Origin of the sequence: Pseudomonas sp. BP8 (assembly GCF_017875955.1) — a bacterium.
Taxonomy (GTDB): Bacteria; Pseudomonadota; Gammaproteobacteria; order Pseudomonadales; family Pseudomonadaceae; genus Aquipseudomonas.
Map to the genome: position 1 here is coordinate 4,393,975 of NZ_JAGINK010000001.1, position 19,429 is coordinate 4,413,403.

Sequence of the window (19,429 nt, forward strand, 5' to 3'; positions counted from 1 at the left end):
GATACGAAAATAGGGGAAGAGCTTTGAAGGCTCTTCCCCTATCGATGACGTTCAACACCCAGCGGCGCGAGCGCCGCCGGATGATTGTCGTGGGTACTTAAGCCAGAACGGCTTTAGCTTTCTCGACAATCGCAGCAAACGCCGCTTTTTCGTTCACTGCCAGGTCAGCCAGAACTTTGCGGTCGATTTCGATCGACGCTTTTTTCAGGCCAGCGATCAGGCGGCTGTACGACAGACCGTTGACGCGAGCACCAGCGTTGATACGAGCGATCCACAGAGCGCGGAACTGACGTTTTTTCTGGCGACGGTCACGGTAGGCGTATTGACCAGCCTTGATGACAGCCTGCTTGGCAACACGGAATACGCGCGAACGTGCACCGTAGTAGCCTTTGGCCAGTTTCAGAATTTTCTTGTGACGCTTACGAGCGATTACGCCGCGCTTTACACGAGCCATGAGTAATTTCCTCTATCTAGACCAGAATTAACGAACGCGCAGCATGCGCGCGACTTTTGCCACGTCAGACGGGTGCAGCAGGCTGCTACCACGCAGTTGACGCTTACGCTTAGTCGACATTTTGGTCAGGATGTGGCTCTTGAAAGCGTGCTTGTGCTTGAAGCCGGAAGCAGTTTTCAGGAAACGCTTCGCTGCACCGCTCTTGGTTTTCATTTTTGGCATGTTCGGAACTCCGCATTGGGTGGATAAACATAACTGCAAGGCCTGCCGTGCCCTGGTAGTTATTTCTTCTTCTTGGGGGCGATGACCATCATAAGCTGGCGTCCTTCCATCTTCGGATGCTGTTCAACGGTGCCGTATTCAATCAGGTCAGCTTCAACCCGCTTCAACAGCTCCATGCCCAGCTCCTGGTGGGCCATCTCACGACCACGGAATCTCAGAGAGATCTTGGCCTTGTCCCCATCACTAAGGAAACGTATCAGGTTGCGTAGTTTTACCTGATAATCCCCATCCTCCGTCCCTGGACGAAACTTGATTTCTTTGATCTGGATGATCTTCTGGTTCTTCTTCGCCGCAGCCTGCTGCTTTTTCTTCTCGAACAGGCTTTTGCCGTAGTCCAAGACCTTGCAGACAGGGGGTACAGCGTCAGCAGAAATCTCTACCAGATCCAGCTTCGCTTCTTCAGCGATACGAAGCGCTTCTTCGATCGAGACGATGCCCAGCTGCTCACCGTCAGCACCAATTAACCGAACCTCGCGTGCCGAGATATTCTCGTTGATCGGGGCCTTCGGTGCAGCTCGTTTATCGTTTCTCATATCACGCTTAATAGTCATTACTCCGATTCTTGGCGACCACGCCGGGAAACCGCATGCGCGAGGAGCTCAGCAAATTGGGCGACGGGCATGGAGCCCAGGTCTGCGCCTTCGCGAGTACGCACAGCGACGGTTTGCGTTTCGACTTCACGGTCCCCTATAACCAAAAGGAACGGGACCTTGAGCAAAGTATGCTCGCGGATTTTAAAGCCGATCTTCTCATTTCTCAAGTCGGACTTGGCACGGAAACCGCTATTGGTCAGGTTTTTTTCCACCTCGAGGGCAAAATCGGCCTGTTTGTCGGTGATATTCATGATCACCGCCTGGGTTGGCGCCAGCCAAGCTGGGAACACACCGGCGTAGTGCTCGATGAGCATGCCGATGAAACGTTCGAACGAACCGAGGATGGCGCGGTGCAGCATTACCGGACGCTTGCGGGCGTTGTCTTCGGCAATGTAGCTGGCGTCCAGACGCTCAGGCAGGTTCGGATCGTACTGCAGGGTACCACACTGCCAGTTACGGCCGAGGCAGTCACGCAGGGTGAATTCGATCTTCGGACCGTAGAAGGCGCCCTCGCCCGGCTGGTATTCCCACTCCAGGCCCGACTCGTTGAGGGCGTCGGCCAGGGCGGTTTCGGCGCGGTCCCACAGCTCTTCGGAGCCTACGCGCTTGGCCGGACGGGTCGACAGCTTCATGGCGACATCAGTGAAACCGAAGTCTTTATAGACGTCGAGGGTCAGCTTGATGAAGTCGGCGGCTTCTTTCTTGACCTGATCTTCGGTGCAGAAGATGTGCGCGTCGTCCTGGACGAAGCCACGCACGCGCATGATGCCGTGCAAGGCGCCGGACGGCTCGTTACGGTGGCAGGCACCGAACTCGGCAAGGCGCAGTGGCAGGTCGCGGTACGACTTCAGGCCCTGGTTGAACACCTGCACGTGGCACGGGCAGTTCATCGGCTTGACCGCGTAGTCACGGCTTTCCGACGAGGTGGTGAACATGTTTTCGGCGTAGTTCGACCAGTGGCCGGAGCGCTCCCAGAGGATGCGGTCGACGACTTGCGGGGTCTTGATCTCGAGGTAGCCGTTGATGCGCTGAATGGTGCGCATGTACTGCTCGAGCACCTGGTAGACCGTCCAGCCGTTCGGGTGCCAGAAGACCATGCCTGGCGCTTCTTCCTGAAGGTGGAACAGGTCGAGCTGCTTGCCGATCTTGCGGTGGTCGCGTTTTTCGGCTTCTTCGATGCGCTGGATGTAGGCCGCCAGCTGCTTCTTGTCAGCCCAGGCGGTGCCGTACACACGTTGCAGCTGCTCGTTCTTGGCATCGCCGCGCCAGTAGGCGCCGGACAGCTTGGTCAGCTTGAATGCCTTGAGGAAGCGGGTGTTCGGCACGTGCGGGCCGCGGCACATGTCGACGTATTCTTCGTGGTAGTACAGGCCCATGGCCTGTTCATCCGGCATGTCTTCGACCAGGCGCAGCTTGTAGTCTTCGCCACGGTTCTGGAACACGTCGATGACTTCGGCGCGCGGGGTCATCTTCTTGACGACGTCGTAGTCCTTCTCGATCAGCTGCTGCATGCGCTTTTCGATGGCGGCGAGGTCGTCCGGGGTGAAGGGACGCTCGTAGGCGATGTCGTAATAGAAGCCTTCGTCGATCACCGGGCCGATGACCATCTTGGCGGTCGGATACAGCTGCTTCACCGCGTGGCCGATCAGGTGGGCGCACGAGTGACGGATGATCTCCAGTCCCTCTTCATCTTTAGGGGTGATGATCTGCAGGGTGGCATCGTGGGTGATCAGATCACACGCATCGACCAGTTTGCCGTCGACTTTACCGGCCAGGGTGGCTTTGGCCAGGCCTGCGCCAATAGAAGCAGCGACTTCGGCTACGGATACGGCGTGATCGAACGAACGTTGACTGCCATCGGGAAGAGTAATGGTGGGCATGGCGCCTCCTCTCCTAGTGGTGACCCCTACCAAAGGTCACGTGGGTTGGGATGAGCCAGTACAAGATCCGACCTGCCTTCCCGCGGGAGAAGCCTGCCTCACAGTGGCAGAAGCCTTTCGGCTTGCCAGGGACGAACCAGAGTGACTGGAAATAAAAGTGCTGGAAATAAAAAGCGGATGCGGGCCGTACACGGCCAATCGCAAGCCGAGCATGCTAGCACGCGGGTTGCACCCCAGGCAGAAATATTTGGCCTGTGCGTTTTGCGGGTGAACTTGTGCGGAAAAATGCCTATCAGACTTTCTGAGGCATCCTACTCTTTATGACACCTAACCCAAGGAGTGTCTGGTTATGCGATTTCCGTCTCTTCTGGCCCTGACTGCCGCTGGCGCCCTGCTGCTGCCCCTGGCCGCGACCGCTGGCGATTTCCCGGCCGGCAAGGAAGCTGCCTATATGACTCAATGCCAGCAGGTGGCTACCGGCCAGGGCGTAGACGCCGCCACGGCGAAAAATCACTGCACCTGCGGTGCAACGGCCATCAAGAAAAATTTCACTGACGAGGAAATCAAGGACCTCGATAGCAAGGATGGGGTCGACGCCAAGCTGATGCAGAAGGCGCAAAGCGTGGTTCAGACGGCCTGCAAGGCCAAGTAAACCGGCGATTTTGCGGGCTGCGGCATTTTTATTTGCGTTGGATCAGCAGAAACCGAATGTAAAAGGCGCGACATCCGCAGAATTAGACTATGATGTACCAGGCGCTCGTAGCTTCGGCCGCATCAGCACCGATAAAAAATCATGTTTCTGGAGATTCACCCCATGTCCAATCGCCAAACCGGTACCGTCAAGTGGTTCAACGATGAAAAAGGCTTCGGCTTCATCACTCCTCAAGGCGGCGGCGACGACCTGTTCGTACACTTCAAAGCCATCGAATCCGACGGCTTCAAGAGCCTGAAAGAAGGTCAGACTGTTTCCTTCGTCGCCGAGCGCGGCCAGAAGGGTATGCAGGCTGCACAGGTTCGTCCGGAGTAATTCGGATAGTCTAAAAAAACCCGCCCTTGTGGCGGGTTTTTTTATGCCTGGGATTTGGCTTTTGTGGTGACTGGGAGGGCCTCTTCGCGGGGCAAGCCCGCTCCTACAGGGGTTGCGTAACCCCGTAGGGATTGCGGTGATCCTGCAGGTATTGCGGTAATCCCGCAGGGATTGCGGTGATCCTGCAGGGATTGCGTTGATCTGCAGGAATTGCGGTGATCCTGTAGGAGCGGGCTTGCCCCGCGAAGAGGCCGGCCCTGACACCCACCCTCCCCAATCAACTGCTCAACCGCAGTTGACGCGAACCACCTTGCCCTGTTCGTCAACATTCAGGTTCAAACGCTCGGAGCGATACTCCAGGGTCACCACATCATGCGGGGTAAGGATGCGCGCCATCTGCGACCCACTGGCTGTGCGCGCCTGCTCGAGCAGCGCCGGAGTGCCCGGCTTGCCCACCGCAAAATCAGCACCGCTGGCCTGGCAACGGCCATCATTATCAGCCGACGCAGCCGGGGCACTGCTGCCACCGCCCGAAGAACCGCCAGTGCTGCAACCTGTCAGGACTACAGCCACCAGCAGGGTTGCCAGGGAAGCACGGGTACGGAACATGAATCCTCCTAATCATCATGGGAACTGCTTAATGCGACAGTTCCACGCAATATTCGTTGCAAAACCGTCCGAGTCTGCCTGAATCAACCACTTGAAGCGAATCGGCAATCGTGACCGGATTTTGCATCGCACCGATAGTTTGCCGTGACGGGCCTGTTATGCCTAAGTCGCAGGGCTCTTGACGCGCAGGCATGATTTACTGCAATAAGTGGAGCGCACTATGCCTCCCTACGAATACCAGGGTCAGGTGTTCGCCTCACAAGCCCGAGCCGTAACGAGAATTCTCCATGAGCAGCCACACCATCGATGCCGATATCAAGGTCAAATGGGCCGAAGGCCAGAGCGCGTACAGCCCTGGCACACCAGAGGAGTTGCTGCTGATTGCGGTCGACCTGCTGGTGCGCGACCGCGGCAGCGAGGCGACGCGCAGCTTTATCGAGCAGGTGCTCGAGCGCTACGCGCCGCAGGCGGCTATTGCAATCGAGCCAAGCGCTCGCTGAGCAGGTCGAACAAGCCCTGGGCATTACCCTCATTGATCCACAGCACATTGGCCGGCTGCTTGAGCACGCCGTACCAGTCGGCGAGGGTCTGGCCAAAGCTTGGGCCTTCGCGGCTGTCGATGCTGATGTGCACCTGGCGGCCGCTGAACAGCTCAGGCTTGAGCAGGTAGGCGATGACGCTGGCGTCGTGCACCGGGCCTCCAGGCATGCCGTACAGGTCCATGTCGTGCTTGATGTAAGCGTTGAGAATATCCACCACTTGCTTGCTGGCGCGGTTGTTGACGGCGGCCAGCTGCTGCAAGCGAGCGTCGCTGGTCAGCAGCTTGTGGGTAACGTCGAGCGGTAGATAGGTGAGTTTTACACCGCTGGCCAGGACCACTTCGGCGGCGTGTGGGTCGGCGTACAGGTTGAACTCGGCGGCCGGGGTGATATTGCCGCCGTTGAAGTGGGCGCCGCCCATGACCACCACTTCCTTGATGCCTTGGCTGATGCCCGGCTGCTGGATCAGCGCCAGCGCCAGGTTGGTCTGTGGGCCGAGCATGGCGATGGTGATGCTGTGGGGTTCAGCAGTGGCCAGGGTGTCGATCAGGTACTGGACTGCATTGCCTTGAGCCAGCGGTTGCTTCGGTTCGTGGACGGCGACGCCGGTGAGGCCTTCTTCACCGTGCACCTCGGCGGCGTAGATCGGTGCGCGCACCAGCGGCCGGCCGGCGCCGGCGTACACCGGGATATCTTCGCGGCCAGCCCATTCGCGCGCCAGGCGGGCGTTGCGCGAGGTCTTTTCAAGGCGCACGTTGCCGGCGACTGTAGTGATGGCGCGGATGTTCAGTTCGTTGGGTGAGGCCATGGCCAGGAACAGCGCCACCAGGTCATCGGCGCCGGGGTCGGTGTCGATGATCAGGTCGCGCGGGGCGGCCTGCAGGGCGCTAGTGGCGATGGCGGACATGAGGATGACTCCTTGAAGCAGACGTTTGAGCATGGGGGCACTCCTGTGCCTTGTTAGAAAAGTAGAATCAAGCCCTCCTCCGTCCCTGTAGGAGCGGGCTTGCCCCGCGAAGAGGCCGGCCCAGGCAATGATGAATGATGGTGGATGGCACCGGCTTCGCCGGTGTTCGCGGGACAAGCCCGCTCCTACAGGGTTGCGGGGATGCTGGACGGGGTCAGAAGGTGACGCCAGCGATCAGCGCGATATTGCTGTAGGGCTGGCACTCTCCGGTGCGTACGATGACTTTTGCCTGTCGGCTTAATACCTTGAACTCGCTGTGCGGCAGCCGCTCGCGGGTACCGAGCAGGCTCTGGTCAAACAACGCTTCGACCTCGGCCAGCCCTGGCGGTACTACCTGGAATATTTCTTCAGCCAACACATGCCGCTCAACCTGCATCTCGCTGACCACCACCCGCAACACGCTGGCGAAATCCGGCAAGCCTGGCGTCACTGCCAGGTCTATCAGCTCAACCCCCGCCGGCACGGGCAGCCCGGCATCGCCGATCAGCAGGATATCGCCGTGACCCAGCCCGGCAATCGTGCGCGACAGAGCGATATTCAACAACGCTGTCTTCTTCACGACTGCAACTCCGCCAGATAAGGAATCGAAGGCTGCGCGCCAGCACGCGTCACCGACAGCGCGGCAGCTCGCTGACCAAAAGCAATCGCCTCAGCCTCGCCCAACCCACGCGACAGCGCTGCGGCAAAGCCGCCAATAAAGGTGTCACCGGCCGCGGTGGTGTCCAGCGGTTTGACCTGCGGCGCGAGGAAGTGCTGACTGCCCTGCGCACTGACAAACAACGCCCCTTGCGCCCCCAAGGTGACGATCACCTTGCTCACACCAAAGGCAAGCAACTGCTCAGCCGCACGCAGCGCACTGGCCTGATCAGTCACCGGAAGGCCGGTCAGGGCTTCCGCTTCACTTTCATTGGGAGTCAGGTAGTCGATATGGGCAAACCACTCAGCGGGCAACGGGCCGGTGGCCGGTGCCGGGTTGAGAATCACGGTCTTGCCCAGCTCGCGGGCGCGGGCCAGGGTCCAGGCGACGGTAGGCAGCGGCACTTCCAGCTGGCAGATGACGATGTCTGCGGCCTGCAATAACGCATCGAAGCGCTCGACCGACTGCGCCGTCAGCAATCCATTGCCACCAGGGATAATCACGATGGCGTTCTGGCTCGCTGCATCCACCACAATCAGGGCGACACCGCTGGACACGCCTTCGCACACGCTGACCGCCTGGCAATCGACTCCCTCGACCTGCAACGCCTGGCGCAACTGCTGGCCATAAGCATCATCACCGACGTTACCGATCATCGCCACGCTTGCGCCCAAGCGCGCCACCGCCACTGCCTGGTTGGCACCCTTGCCCCCCGGCACGGTGAAAAAGCTGTCGCCGGCGAGCGTCTCACCACCCCGCGGCAAGCGCTGCGCGCGGGCGACGAGGTCCATGTTGAGGCTGCCGACCACTACGACCTTGGCATGCATGGGAATTCCTTAGCGGTAATCATTGAACAAGTCTGGGCGCGGCCCGGTGGATTCGCGCATGACAATGCGCGGGGCGACGATGCGCTGCTCGGCCGCGACCGCCTCCTGCCGGGGCTGGGCGATGCGCGACAGCAGCAGCTCAGCGGCGCTTTCGCCCAGCTCGCGGATCGACTGGCCGACGGTGGTCAGTGGCGGGTAGACGTAACGGCTCAGCTCGATATCGTCAAAACCGATCACCGACAGCTCGCCAGGCACGCTGATATTGCGCTCGGCGGCGGCGCGCAATACGCCGAAGCCGATCATGTCGTTGCCGGCAAAAATCGCCGTGGGGCGCGAGCCGTCGAGCAGCTGTGCTGCGGCAGCATGGCCACCGGGGCTGGTGAAGTCACAGTGCAGCACGCGGTTGTCGACGATGGTGGCGCCCGCTTCGGCCATCGCTCGGCGATAGCCGGTGAGGCGCAGTTGCGTAACGCCGGTGTCGGCCGGGCCGCCGATGTAGGCGATGTCGCGATGGCCCAACTCCAGCAAGTGCTGGGTGGCGAGGTAGGCGCCCTGTTCGTGGTCAATGCGCACGATATCGGCGTTAACCCCCTCAAGGGCGCGGTCGACGATGACCATCGGCGTCCGTACGCAGGCCAGGCTTTGCAGCAGGTCGCTGTCTTCGCCCACCGAGGCGACCACCAGGCCGTCGATGCGCTTTTCCAGCAGCACCCGCAGGTAGCTGCGCTGCTTTTGCGGGTTGTCATCGGAGTTGCACAGGATCACGCAGTAGCCGTTGCGCTCGCAACCGTCCTCGATGCCACGGGCCAGCTCGGCAAAGTACGGGTTGACGCTGTTGGGCACCAGCAAGCCGATGGTCGCCGTGCTGCGCGCCTTGAGCGAGCGGGCCACGGCGCTGGGCACGTAGTCGAGCTCGATGATGGCAGCCTCGACCTTGAGCCGTACCTGCTCGCTGACCGGGCGGGTCTTGTTCAGTACATGCGACACGGTGGTGTAGGAAATACCCGCCAATGCCGCGACATCTTTGATGGTTGCCATGGTTTCAGTTCCGCCGGCTCGCGCGCCGGCTGCGATAAGTGTCGAGCACCACGGCGACGACGATGACCGCCCCGGTGATGATGCGTTTGGTCGGTTCCGAAGCGCCAATCTGCGCCAGGCCGGCAGCGAGCACAGAGATGATCAGCACGCCAAAGAAGGTACTGATGACCGAACCGCGCCCGCCCATCAGGCTGGTGCCGCCGATCACCACGGCGGCGATCACCTGCAGCTCGAGGCCGGAGCCCGCATTGGGGTCGGCCGCCTCCAGGCGCGAGATCTGGAACAACGCGGCCAGCCCGGCGAGCAGGCCCATCAGGGTGAACACCAGGATCTTGTACGGACGCGGGTCGATACCGGCCAGGCGCACGGCTTCTTCATTGGTGCCGATGCCGATCAGGTAGCGGCCGAACACGGTGCGGGTCAGCACCAGTTGCGCAACGATGATCACCAGCAAGGCAATGATGAACGCCGGTGAAATGCCGTAGGCAATCGGGTTGGAGAACCAGGCGTAGGCATCGCCGATGTAGGCGGTACGCGAGTCGGTGAACTGGTAGGCCAGGCCGCGCGCCATCTCCAGCACGCCGAGCGAGACGATGAACGATGGAATGCGCCAGGCGACGGTGATGCTGCCGGTGATACTCCCTGCCAAGGCTGCTACGGCCATGCCCAGCAAGGCTGCCGGCAGTACGCTCCAGCCCCAGCCGAGAATGGCCACGCTGACCGCCGACGCGGCCAGGGCCAGCACCGAGCCGACCGATAGGTCGATGCCACCGATGATCAGGATAAAGGTCATGCCCACCGCCAGCACCATCAGGTCGGGGATCTGGTTGGCCAGGGTGCTGAAGGTCGCGTAGGAGAGAAAGTGGCTGCTGAGCAACGAGAACAGCACGATCATCGCCAGCAAGGCGCCGGCCAGGCCGAGGTAGGTACCCAGGCCAAGGTAGCTGCCGCCGCGGCGCACGGGTGTTTCGAGAGGGGTGGTCTTCATGCATCCGTCCTGGGAGCTGCGTCGTGCAGCAATGCGTCACGTTTCTGGTAGCCGGCGAAGGCAGCGGCGAGCAATTGGTCCTGGCTCCAGGCGTCTCGCTCGAAGGTGTCGATCAGGCGACCAGCAGAGAGCACGGCGATGCGGTCGCAGATCAGCATCAACTCGCGCAGGTCGCTCGACACCACCACCAACGCCTTGCCCTGGCGCGCCAGCTCGGCGAGCAGGCCATAGATGTCGAACTTGGCGCCAACGTCGATGCCGCGGGTGGGCTCGTCGAACAGCAGCACCTGGCAGTCGCGCTCGAGCCAGCGGCCGATCACTACTTTCTGCTGGTTACCGCCGGACAGCTCGCCGACCGCTTGGGCGGGGCTCGCGCTGCGGATGCGCATGGCGTTGATCTGGCGCTCGGCGAGGGCTTTTTCGGCGGCGGCGTCGAGCACGCCGACCCGGGACACGGCGGCCAGATTGCCCAGGGCGATATTGGCACTGATCGATTGCGTCAGCAGCAGGCCTTCGCCCTTGCGGTCCTCGGTGATCAGGGCGATGCCAGCACGCACGGCGGCCTTGGGCGAGTCGATGGTCACCGCCACTGGCGGCTGGCCGAGGGCAATGCTGCCGCTGTCGGCACGGTCGGCGCCGTAGATCAGGCGCAGTAGCTCGGTACGGCCAGCACCGATCAGGCCGGAGATACCAAAGATCTCCCCTGCCCTCACTTCAAACGAAATCTCGCGAACCTTGTCGCCGCGGCTGAGCTTGTCGACCTTGAGCAGTGGTCCGCCGATTTCGCGGCGCCCCAGGTCGATATGCTCACCCAGCTCCCGGCCGACCATGAGGTTGACCAGTTGCGCGCTGTTGTAGCGCTGAATGGGCTCGGCGCAGACCAGCTTGCCATCGCGCAATACGGCGATGCGTTGGGCAACACGCTGCAGCTCTTCGAGACGATGGGAGATGTAGACAATGGCCACGCCACGCTGGCGCAGCCGCTCGATCTGGGTAAACAGCAGCTCCACCTCACGGGCGGTGAGCATTGCCGTGGGCTCATCGAAGATCAGCACCCGGCAGTCGCCGATCAGGTTGCGGGCGATTTCGACCATCTGCTGATGGCCGATACCGAGTTCGCCGACCGGCGTATCCGGGTCGATCGCGTCGAGGCCGACCTGCGCCATCGCTGCCATTGCCAACTGGCGCAGGCGCTTGTGGTTGATCCAGCCAAAGCGGCTGGGCAGGTTGTCGAGGAACAGGTTCTCGGCGACGGTCAGGGTCGGCAGCAGGTTCAGCTCCTGCATGACCATGCGCACGCCGAGCCGCTCGGCCTCGCTGCGATTGCCCGGGGCGTAGGCCTGACCGAGGTAGGTCATATGACCGGTGGTGGCAATCTCGAGGCCGCTGATCAGCTTGGACAAGGTGCTTTTGCCAGCACCGTTCTCGCCGGTCAGGGCCAGCACTTCACCGGCGTGCAGGCTCAGGCTGACATCGCCCAGCACCGGCTGGGCGTAGGTCTTGCCCAGCCCGCTGACGGCGAGCACGGTGGTATTGGCCGATGCGGACATGGCCGGTTCTCCTGCGCAGGCTTAAGGCTTGGTGATCAATTCGACCGGGGTCTGGATGACGTTGTCGGCATCGACGTCGGTCTTTTCGCCCTTGATCATCTGCAGCGCCGCCTGAATGCCATACACCGCCTGCTTCTTGGCGTCCTGGTCGAGGCTGGCGAGCACCCGGCCATCCTTGAGCATCGGTTTGATGGCATTGATGTTGTCGTAGCCCACTACCTGTACCTGGCCGGTCTTGCCGGCGGCGCGCACGGCCGATACCGCACCGAGGGCCATGCTGTCGTTGCCGGCCAGCAGCGCCTTGAGCTCGGGGTATTCGTTGAGCATGGCGGCGGCCACGGCATTGCCTTTGTCGATTTCCCAGTTGCCTGACTGCACCGAGACGACCTTCATCTGCGCAGCGTCCATCGCGTCCTTGAAGCCGGCGGTGCGTTGCTGGGCGTTGGTCGTGGTCGGCACGCCTTCGATAATGCCGACCTGATCACCGGCCTTGAGCTTTTCCTTGGCCAGGTAGTCGCCGACCAGGCGTGCGCCCTTGCGGTTGTCAGGGCCGACGAAGGGCACGCTGAGGTTCTTGCTCTTGAGCACGTCGGGGTCGAGGCGGTTGTCGATGTTGACCACGGTGATGCCGGCGTCCATGGCCTTCTTGATCACCGGCACCAGCGCCTTGGAGTCGGCTGGGGCGATGACCAGGGCGTTGGCGCCGGTGGCGATCATCTGCTCGACGATCTTGATCTGGTTGCTGGTGTCGGACTCGTCCTTGATGCCGTTGGCCACCAGGTCGAAGTCGGCGGCGTGCTGCTTCTGGTAGTCCTTGGCGCCGTCTTCCATGGTGCGGAAGAATTCATTGGCGAGGGATTTCATCACCAGGGCGACCTTGGGTTTTTCTTCGGCGTGGGCAGCGAGGGGCAGAGCAAAACAAAGCGTGGAGGCGACAGCGAGGGTCAGCAGACGACCGGGGAACGGCAGTTTCATTGATATGACTCCGAATCTTGTGTTTTTTATCGGATCGCAAACGTTTGCGTTGACCTACTATGGAAACAAGGCTTGGCTTTGTCAAATCTCTTCCCAGGAGAAAATCGCCCAGCCATGCGCCAAGGGATTATCCGGATAAATTTCCGGAAAACCGAACATCTTTACCTAGGCTTGTTCGGGCAACCGAATGAATCGCGCCTGCTACGCCTCCATTCGCTTACCAGCCCGCCCCACAGGCGCCGCATCTTCCGCAGCAACGGGGCTAAAACCCGCGCTTGGTACGAAACCTGCCTATGCAGTTGCGCGACTAAAAAATCTCACCAGGATGATCGAGACAACAATAATGATGAACTCCGCACTGAAATCCTTCGCCCCCTGCGCCCTCGCCCTTCTGCTGGCCCTGCCTACCTTCGTTAGCGCCAAGGAAGCCGAACAGCAGCAGAAACTGGCCAACGTGGTCATCCTCGCCACCGGCGGCACCATTGCCGGCGCAGGCGCCAGCGCTGCCAACAGCGCCACCTACCAGGCCGCCAAGCTCGGCATCGACAAGCTGATCGCGGGCGTGCCTGAGCTTGCCGACATCGCCAATGTGCGCGGTGAGCAGGTGATGCAGATTGCTTCCGAGAGCATTTCCAACGACGACCTGTTGAAACTGGGCAAGCGCGTCGCCGAACTGGCCGACAGCGCCGACGTTGATGGCATTGTCATCACCCATGGCACCGACACCCTGGAAGAAACCGCCTTCTTCCTCAACCTGGTCGAGAAGACCGACAAGCCGATCGTGGTGGTCGGCTCCATGCGCCCAGGCACGGCAATGTCGGCTGACGGCATGCTCAACCTGTACAACGCCGTGGCCGTGGCCAGCAACAAGGAGTCGCGTGGCAAGGGCGTACTGGTCACCATGAACGACGAGATCCAGTCGGGTCGTGATGTGAGCAAGTCGGTCAACATCAAGACCGAAGCGTTCAAGAGCGCCTGGGGCCCGATGGGCATGGTCGTGGAAGGCAAGTCGTACTGGTTCCGCCTGCCAGCCAAGCGCCACACCCTGAACTCGGAGTTCGACATCAAGCAGATCACTACCCTGCCGCAAGTCGACATCGCCTACGGTTATGGCAACGTGACCGACACGGCCTACAAGGCGCTGGCACAGAACGGCGCCAAGGCGCTGATCCATGCGGGCACTGGCAATGGCTCGGTGTCTTCGCGGGTAGTCCCTGCCCTGCAGGAGCTGCGCAAGAACGGCGTGCAGATCATTCGCTCGTCGCACGTCAACCAGGGTGGTTTCGTACTGCGCAATGCCGAGCAGCCTGACGACAAGAACGACTGGGTCGTGGCGCACGACCTGAACCCACAGAAAGCGCGCATCCTGGCCATGGTCGCAATGACCAAGACGCAGGACAGCAAAGAGCTGCAGCGGATCTTCTGGGAATATTGATTCTCGCTAGGCCGCGTCACTAGGTCTCTCCCACAAACGCAGCGCCAGCCTTGAGGCATGCGCGGTCTCTGTGGGATGGGCCTTGTGTCGCGAAATGAGGGCGCAGCCCTCACCGGGATCACACAGTGGGATTGTGTTTGGTTGTGAGTCAGCAGGTGAGAACCTCGCCCTCATTTCGCGACACAAGGCCGCTCCCACAAAGACCGCGCCAGTTTGAGGTTTAGTGCAAGACAGTTGCACATACACTCCCCGCCCCGCCCTAACCTTGTTGGCATTTCGCCTGACAGCCTGTTGCGAAAAAACCTACAGTGAAATACTGTATGCGCATACAGCAAAACAACAAGGATAAGCCCCCCCATGGCCGCTACCTCTCAAGCCGCTCCGACTTCTTACCAGCAACTCGGCGAGCGCATTCAGAAAATCATCAACAACCCCCTCGCCCAGCGCAGCCGCGCTGCGTTGATCTTCCGCCTGGAGCACGAAGCGCCTGACGACTGGGCGACCCTGCTCGAAGAGATCGCTGAAAACGATAACGTCACCCTCGCCTACCGCGATGACGGTGGCGTGCAGATCTTCTGGACAGTACCGAAAGAAGACTGACTGCACTTAGCTGCTTGTTCATCTGCAGGCACTTCAGAACTTAGTTTGAAAGTGCCTGTCCCACAGCGCGGTCATTGCTAACTGCACCGCTTTGGCCAGCGCTTGTATACCTCCTCTCGCTCTTGAAAATGCTTACCTCATGAAAACATTGTTGTCTGTAGTAGCGCTCGCCTTCTCATTTATCAGCCCCGCCTTTGCCAACCCGCCCGCCACCTTTACCGAAGCCAAGGTTGTCGCCAAACAAAAGATCTATCTCGACCAGGCGAACAGCGCCATGGGCGATCTTTATTGTGGCTGCAAGTGGACCTGGGTGGGCAAGTCGGGGGGGCGTATCGATCCCGCCTCGTGTGGCTACGAAACGCGCAAACAGCAGAGCCGCGCCGAACGGACCGAGTGGGAACACATCGTCCCGGCCTGGACGTTCGGCCACCAGCGCCAGTGCTGGCAGAACGGCGGGCGTGAACATTGCGCCGATGACGATCCGGTATTCAAGGCCATGGAAGCCGACTTGTTCAACCTGTACCCGGCGGTGGGCGAAGTGAATGGCGACCGCAGCAACTTCAACTATGGGATGGCGTCTGGTGTCAGCCCGCAATATGGCCAGTGCAAAACCCGCGTGGACTTCAACCAGCGCGCAGCTGAACCGCGCGATGAAGTTAAAGGCTTGGTGGCCCGCACTACCTTTTATATGTTCGACCGTTATCAGTTGAGCATGTCTCGTCAACAGCAGCAGTTGCTGATGGCCTGGGACAAACAACACCCGGTGAGCAAGTGGGAGAAGGAACGTGACCGGCGCATCGCCGCGGTGATGGGCCACTCCAATCCGTTTGTGACCGGCGAGCGCAGCTGGACGCCGGGCTACAAGCCGGTGGGTGACGGTGTAGTGAGCGCAGTACCGGCCAAAGCGGCACGTCCGGCGGCGCAGCCGTCGCTGGCGAGTAGCGCCGGGAGCACCGGTGGGGCGATTGTTGGTAACCAGAACAGCCACCTCTATCACCTGCCGAGCGGGTGCCCTGGCTACAGCCAGGTGGCTGCAAAAAATCGTGTTTCGTTCGCGTCTGAATCACAAGCGCAGGCGGCGGGATATCGTAAGGCTGGCAACTGTCGATAAAGCCATGCTTTTCCGGGGGATTATTCGAATCCTGTAGGAGCGGGCTTGTCCCGCGAAACCGGCAAAGCCGGTGCCATACACCACTTTGGCCGGGCTGGCCTCTTCGCGGGACAAGCCCGCTCCTACAGGGTACGCGCCGCATTTACGGACTTTATTCTCTACGCGACGGCGCAGCCTGATGGGCGGGGCAATCTCCCGCAGAACAAACGCTAACTCATTGATTTATACAAACCCTGTAGGAGCGGGCTTGTCCCGCGAAACCGGCAAAGCCGGTGCCATACACCACCGTGGCCGGGCTGGCCTCTTCGCGGGACAAGCCCGCTCCTACAGGGTACGCGCCGCATTTACGGACTTTATTCTCTACGCGACGGCGCAGCCTGATGGGCGGGGCAATCTCCCACAGATCAAACGCTAACTCCTTGATTTATACAAACCCTGTAGGAGCGGGCTTGTCCCGCGAAACCGGCAAAGCCGGTGCCATACACCACTTTGGCCGGGCTGGCCTCTTCGCGGGACAAGCCCGCTCCTACAGGGTACGCGCCGCATTTACGGACTTTATTCTCTACGCGACGGCGCAGCCTGATGGGCGGGGCAATCTCCCACAGATCAAACGCTAACTCATTGATTTATACAAACCCTGTAGGAGCGGGCTTGTCCCGCGAAACCGGCAAAGCCGGTGCCATACACCACCGTGGCCGGGCTGGCCTCTTCGCGGGACAAGCCCGCTCCTACAGGGTATGCGCCGCATTTACGGACTTTATTCTCTAAGCGACAGCGCAGCCTGAAGGGCGGGGCAAGTTTCTATAAATCAATGAGTTAGCGTTTTTGCGCTTACTCCCGGAAGAAACTCACACCAGTGCCTGCAAATAGGCACTGGCCTCCTGGTAACGGGTCAACCGGGCCAGATCCGCAGGGCCAGGACTGGGAATACGGCTAAGGTCGCTATTATCAGCCAGATCGGCCAGCTTGACCTCGCGCGCCAACGGATCATCACCCAGACGCACCACGAACGCTTCGTAGCTTTCGCCTTGACGGCGGCTCAAGGACAGTAACGCGGCAAGGATCTTCAGTGGGAAGCCTTCACGCGCCAGATCGGACACGGTCAACGGAGTGTCTTCCAGCACATCATGGAGCACGGCGACGATTCGCTGCTCTGGTGTCGAGACCCGCATCATTACCCGCAATGGATGGAGGATATACGCCGACCCACCCTTATCGTATTGCCCTTCATGCGCTCTGGCGGCCACTACGATGGCCCGCTCCAGTGTAGACATGAGGCCCCTCCCTGCTCAGCGCTGTCCCAGACCAAGCATAGCCGGGACGGACGTTATGGAACAGCCTGGGTTCAGTGTGCCAGTGCCGGCCTGATAACCCGGCAAGCACTGGCCACAGCGATCAGCGCTGCACGCCGTGCTGGATCACCACCGAGTCAGTACCTTGGCGGGCCATGACATCCGCCTTGCGCGCCTCAGCCTCGGCCTTGGTCGCAAACGGCCCCATCAGCACCACTGGCTTGCCGTCGCGGTACTCCACCGACGACGGGATGCCCTTCTCGATCAAGCGTGCGGTCATGTCGCTCAAGGCACCCATGTTCGGCCCCTGCACCACTTCGACATCCCAGCCCTGCGGCGCCGGCTGATCCGCCACGGCTTCTGCACGACGCTGCAGGTCGGCACCACCACACACCTCACGAATACGCAGGTTGTTGCCGGTATCGTCGATGATGATTTCGTATTGGCCATCGCGCTTGATCGCCACATAGCTGCGGTAGGCCTCGAACACGCCGGCGTCGTCCTTGCCGCGGAACTGGCCACAGATGGAGCCCTGATTATCGAAACGCACGTTGGCGAACTTGGCGGTCTTGGGATTGCTCAGGTGCTCGGCCACCTTTTTATGCACGCCGTCGACCTCGTTGTTACATCCCGCCAGGGCCAGCACCGCCATTACCACCGCCAGATTACGCACGCGTGTATCTCCAGATTCGAAGGGGCGCAGTCTAACATGGCGACTAGCCGACGCCGACGACCAGGCTGCCGCAGGGTGTTTCAGCGCCGAAACGGCAAATGCAAAAAGGGCGATCCTTTCGGATCGCCCTTCTTAAGTTTGGTAGGCACAATTGGACTCGAACCAACGACCCCCACCATGTCAAGGTGGTGCTCTAACCAACTGAGCTATGTGCCTGTCGTGTGGGGCGCATATTACGAGTGAAACGAGATGCTGTAAAGCGTTTTTTTCAGAAAAATCAAAAACTTTGCACAACCCACTCTATAGAGCAGCCGGCCGGGAATCCCATCGCCAGAATGCAAAAAGGGCGATCCTTGCGGATCGCCCTTCTTAGGTTTGGTAGGCACAATTGGACTCGAACCAACGACCCCCACCATGTCAAGGTGGTGCTCTAACCAACTGAGCTATGTGCCTGTCGTGTGGGGCGCATTCTACCCAATCCATAATGGGTGTCAACTGTTTTTTTCACGCTAAGCCACTGAATCTTAAAAATATTTACGCAATGCTCAGGCGCGGCACCTCGTAAAGGATTTTCACCATACGACTAGCGGGTGTTTATTATTATTGATAGCATCGGTACATTCGTTAAAAATATAAAACACGAGGTTTCTCGAGCATGGCCAATACCCCCTACCCCCAGTCCTACTACGCCGCCTCGGCTAACCCGGTGCCGCCGCGTCCGGCGCTGCAGGGTGAGGTGGAAACCGACATCTGCGTGATCGGCGCGGGCTACACCGGCCTGTCCAGCGCACTGTTCCTGCTTGAAAACGGCTTCAAGGTGACCGTGGTAGAAGCTGCCAAGGTCGGCTTCGGCGCATCGGGCCGCAACGGCGGGCAGATCGTCAACAGTTATAGCCGCGACATCGACGTCATCGAGCGCACCGTGGGTCCACGCCAGGCACAGCTGCTGGGCGAGATGGCCTTCGAAGGCGGCCGGATCATTCGCGAGCGCGTCGCCAAGTACAACATCCAGTGCGACCTCAAAGACGGGGGCGTGTTCGCCGCCCTGACGCCTAAACAGATGGGTCACCTGGAATCGCAGAAGCGTCTATGGGAACGCTACGGCCACACCCAACTGGAGCTGATGGACCAGAAGCGCATCCGTGAAGTGGTCGCCTGCGACAGCTACTTAGGCGGCATGCTGGACATGAGCGGCGGTCACATTCACCCGCTCAACCTGGCCTTGGGCGAAGCGGCTGCAGTCGAATCGCTCGGTGGCGTGATCTACGAGCAGACCCCGGCCATTCGCATCGAACGCGGCGCCAACCCGGTCGTGCATACTCCGCAGGGTAAGGTCCGCGCCAAGTACATCATCGTTGCCGGTAATGCCTACCTGGGCAACCTGGTGCCGGAACTGGCCTCGAAGTCGATGCCGTGCGGTACCCAGGTGATCACCACCGAGCCGCTGAGCGACGAGCTGGCCCGCACGCTGCTGCCGCAGGACTACTGCGTCGAAGACTGCAACTACCTGCTCGACTACTATCGCCTGACCGGCGACAAGCGCCTGATCTTCGGCGGTGGCGTGGTCTACGGTGCGCGCGACCCGGCCAACATCGAGGCGATCATTCGGCCGAAGATGCTCAAGGCCTTCCCGCAACTGAAAGACGTCAAGATCGACTACGCCTGGACCGGCAACTTCCTGCTGACCCTGTCGCGCCTGCCGCAGGTCGGCCGTATCGGCGACAACATCTATTACTCGCAGGGCTGCTCGGGCCACGGCGTGACCTACACCCACCTGGCCGGCAAGGTGTTGGCCGAGGCCCTGCGTGGCCAGGCTGAACGCTTCGATGCCTTTGCCGGGCTGCCGCACTACCCGTTCCCGGGTGGGCAAATGCTGCGTGTGCCGTTCAGTGCAATGGGCGCCTGGTACTACAGCCTGCGCGATCGCCTGGGCTTCTGATGCATTACCGACC

21 protein-coding genes and 2 tRNA genes are annotated in these 19,429 nt (G+C 60.7%); 7 read left to right on the forward strand and 16 right to left on the reverse strand.

Annotated elements, in window-relative coordinates; genetic code table 11:
• Positions 1-97: 97 nt before the first annotated feature.
• Genes rplT through thrS form a run of 4 tightly spaced genes read right to left on the reverse strand, consistent with a single transcriptional unit; the run spans position 98 to position 3,209 of the window.
• Positions 98-454 carry a 50S ribosomal protein L20 gene (rplT, locus tag J3B00_RS19180; protein ID WP_043860801.1) on the reverse strand — a complete coding sequence of 119 codons (357 nt, stop codon included), beginning with the start codon at positions 452-454 and terminating at the stop codon, positions 98-100.
• A gap of 27 nt (positions 455-481) precedes the next feature.
• Positions 482-676, reverse strand: a complete 195-nt coding sequence (rpmI, locus tag J3B00_RS19185; RefSeq protein WP_008100408.1) for a 50S ribosomal protein L35 — start codon at positions 674-676, stop codon at positions 482-484.
• Between the two features lie 59 nt (positions 677-735).
• Positions 736-1,287: a translation initiation factor IF-3 gene (infC, locus tag J3B00_RS19190; protein ID WP_209870288.1), complete on the reverse strand. Its 552-nt coding sequence runs from the start codon at positions 1,285-1,287 to the stop codon at positions 736-738.
• Entirely contained in the window at positions 1,287-3,209 is a 1,923-nt protein-coding gene (gene thrS, locus J3B00_RS19195; protein WP_209870291.1) for a threonine--tRNA ligase, read from the reverse strand. Before thrS ends, infC begins: the two co-directional genes overlap by 1 nt.
• Positions 3,210-3,558: 349 nt before the next feature.
• On the opposite strand from thrS, the gene J3B00_RS19200 reads away from it, so the two are divergent.
• Together J3B00_RS19200 and J3B00_RS19205 are read left to right on the forward strand one after the other, a co-directional pair.
• Positions 3,559-3,861: a hypothetical protein gene (locus J3B00_RS19200; RefSeq protein WP_209870296.1), complete on the forward strand. Its 303-nt coding sequence runs from the start codon at positions 3,559-3,561 to the stop codon at positions 3,859-3,861.
• Positions 3,862-4,023: 162 nt separating this feature from the next.
• Positions 4,024-4,236 carry a cold-shock protein gene (locus J3B00_RS19205; protein WP_012273095.1) on the forward strand — a complete coding sequence of 71 codons (213 nt, stop codon included), beginning with the start codon at positions 4,024-4,026 and terminating at the stop codon, positions 4,234-4,236.
• 285 nt (positions 4,237-4,521) lie between these two features.
• On the opposite strand, the gene J3B00_RS19210 is transcribed toward J3B00_RS19205, so the two are convergent.
• On the reverse strand, positions 4,522-4,845 hold the full coding sequence (locus tag J3B00_RS19210; protein WP_209870299.1) for an I78 family peptidase inhibitor: 324 nt from the start codon (positions 4,843-4,845) through the stop codon (positions 4,522-4,524).
• A gap of 287 nt (positions 4,846-5,132) precedes the next feature.
• Here J3B00_RS19210 and J3B00_RS19215 point away from each other — a divergent pair, with 287 nt between their 5' ends.
• Positions 5,133-5,345, forward strand: a complete 213-nt coding sequence (locus J3B00_RS19215) for a hypothetical protein (protein WP_209870303.1) — start codon at positions 5,133-5,135, stop codon at positions 5,343-5,345.
• Here the strand turns inward: J3B00_RS19215 and J3B00_RS19220 are convergent.
• The 7 genes from J3B00_RS19220 to J3B00_RS19250 all read right to left on the reverse strand — a co-directional run bounded on the left by J3B00_RS19220 (position 5,317) and on the right by J3B00_RS19250 (position 12,366).
• A complete protein-coding gene (locus J3B00_RS19220; RefSeq protein WP_209870306.1) occupies positions 5,317-6,324 on the reverse strand; it encodes a nucleoside hydrolase in 1,008 nt (335 codons plus the stop codon). The genes J3B00_RS19215 and J3B00_RS19220 overlap by 29 nt on opposite strands.
• A 181-nt stretch (positions 6,325-6,505) precedes the next feature.
• The gene (gene rbsD, locus J3B00_RS19225) at positions 6,506-6,910 is read right to left on the reverse strand and encodes a D-ribose pyranase (RefSeq protein WP_209870310.1); all 405 of its coding nucleotides are present in this window, start codon (positions 6,908-6,910) and stop codon (positions 6,506-6,508) included.
• Positions 6,907-7,815 carry a ribokinase gene (rbsK, locus tag J3B00_RS19230; RefSeq protein ID WP_209870314.1) on the reverse strand — a complete coding sequence of 303 codons (909 nt, stop codon included), beginning with the start codon at positions 7,813-7,815 and terminating at the stop codon, positions 6,907-6,909. Before rbsK ends, rbsD begins: the two co-directional genes overlap by 4 nt.
• 9 nt (positions 7,816-7,824) lie before the next feature.
• Complete coding sequence (locus J3B00_RS19235; protein WP_209870318.1) at positions 7,825-8,853, reverse strand: LacI family DNA-binding transcriptional regulator; 1,029 nt, start codon at positions 8,851-8,853, stop codon at positions 7,825-7,827.
• 4 nt (positions 8,854-8,857) lie between these two features.
• Positions 8,858-9,841: an ABC transporter permease gene (locus J3B00_RS19240; RefSeq protein ID WP_209870321.1), complete on the reverse strand. Its 984-nt coding sequence runs from the start codon at positions 9,839-9,841 to the stop codon at positions 8,858-8,860.
• Positions 9,838-11,391 (reverse strand): sugar ABC transporter ATP-binding protein, encoded by a 1,554-nt coding sequence (locus J3B00_RS19245; RefSeq protein ID WP_209870326.1) that lies wholly within the window; start codon positions 11,389-11,391, stop codon positions 9,838-9,840. The genes J3B00_RS19240 and J3B00_RS19245 overlap by 4 nt, the downstream gene beginning before the upstream one ends.
• Before the next feature lie 21 nt (positions 11,392-11,412).
• On the reverse strand, positions 11,413-12,366 hold the full coding sequence (locus tag J3B00_RS19250) for a sugar ABC transporter substrate-binding protein (protein ID WP_209870329.1): 954 nt from the start codon (positions 12,364-12,366) through the stop codon (positions 11,413-11,415).
• Between the two features lie 346 nt (positions 12,367-12,712).
• Between J3B00_RS19250 and J3B00_RS19255 the strand changes: the two genes are divergently transcribed.
• From J3B00_RS19255 to J3B00_RS19265, 3 genes are all read left to right on the forward strand, one after another.
• A complete protein-coding gene (locus J3B00_RS19255) occupies positions 12,713-13,801 on the forward strand; it encodes an asparaginase (protein ID WP_209875004.1) in 1,089 nt (362 codons plus the stop codon).
• Between the two features lie 357 nt (positions 13,802-14,158).
• Positions 14,159-14,401: a DUF1654 domain-containing protein gene (locus tag J3B00_RS19260; RefSeq protein ID WP_209870332.1), complete on the forward strand. Its 243-nt coding sequence runs from the start codon at positions 14,159-14,161 to the stop codon at positions 14,399-14,401.
• Positions 14,402-14,540: 139 nt separating this feature from the next.
• Positions 14,541-15,512, forward strand: a complete 972-nt coding sequence (locus J3B00_RS19265; RefSeq protein ID WP_209870335.1) for an endonuclease — start codon at positions 14,541-14,543, stop codon at positions 15,510-15,512.
• An 848-nt stretch (positions 15,513-16,360) separates the two neighbouring features.
• Here the strand turns inward: J3B00_RS19265 and J3B00_RS19270 are convergent.
• The 4 genes from J3B00_RS19270 to J3B00_RS19285 all read right to left on the reverse strand — a co-directional run bounded on the left by J3B00_RS19270 (position 16,361) and on the right by J3B00_RS19285 (position 17,930).
• Positions 16,361-16,786, reverse strand: coding sequence for a GTP pyrophosphokinase (locus J3B00_RS19270; RefSeq protein WP_209870340.1), 426 nt, complete (start codon positions 16,784-16,786; stop codon positions 16,361-16,363).
• A gap of 121 nt (positions 16,787-16,907) precedes the next feature.
• On the reverse strand, positions 16,908-17,477 hold the full coding sequence (locus J3B00_RS19275) for an SPOR domain-containing protein (RefSeq protein ID WP_209870344.1): 570 nt from the start codon (positions 17,475-17,477) through the stop codon (positions 16,908-16,910).
• A gap of 139 nt (positions 17,478-17,616) precedes the next feature.
• Positions 17,617-17,693: transfer RNA gene (locus J3B00_RS19280), tRNA-Val, on the reverse strand.
• Between the two features lie 160 nt (positions 17,694-17,853).
• Positions 17,854-17,930, reverse strand: a tRNA-Val gene (locus tag J3B00_RS19285).
• A 202-nt stretch (positions 17,931-18,132) separates the two neighbouring features.
• Here J3B00_RS19285 and J3B00_RS19290 point away from each other — a divergent pair.
• Positions 18,133-19,416, forward strand: coding sequence for an FAD-binding oxidoreductase (locus tag J3B00_RS19290; protein ID WP_209870348.1), 1,284 nt, complete (start codon positions 18,133-18,135; stop codon positions 19,414-19,416).
• Positions 19,417-19,429: the final 13 nt, after the last annotated feature.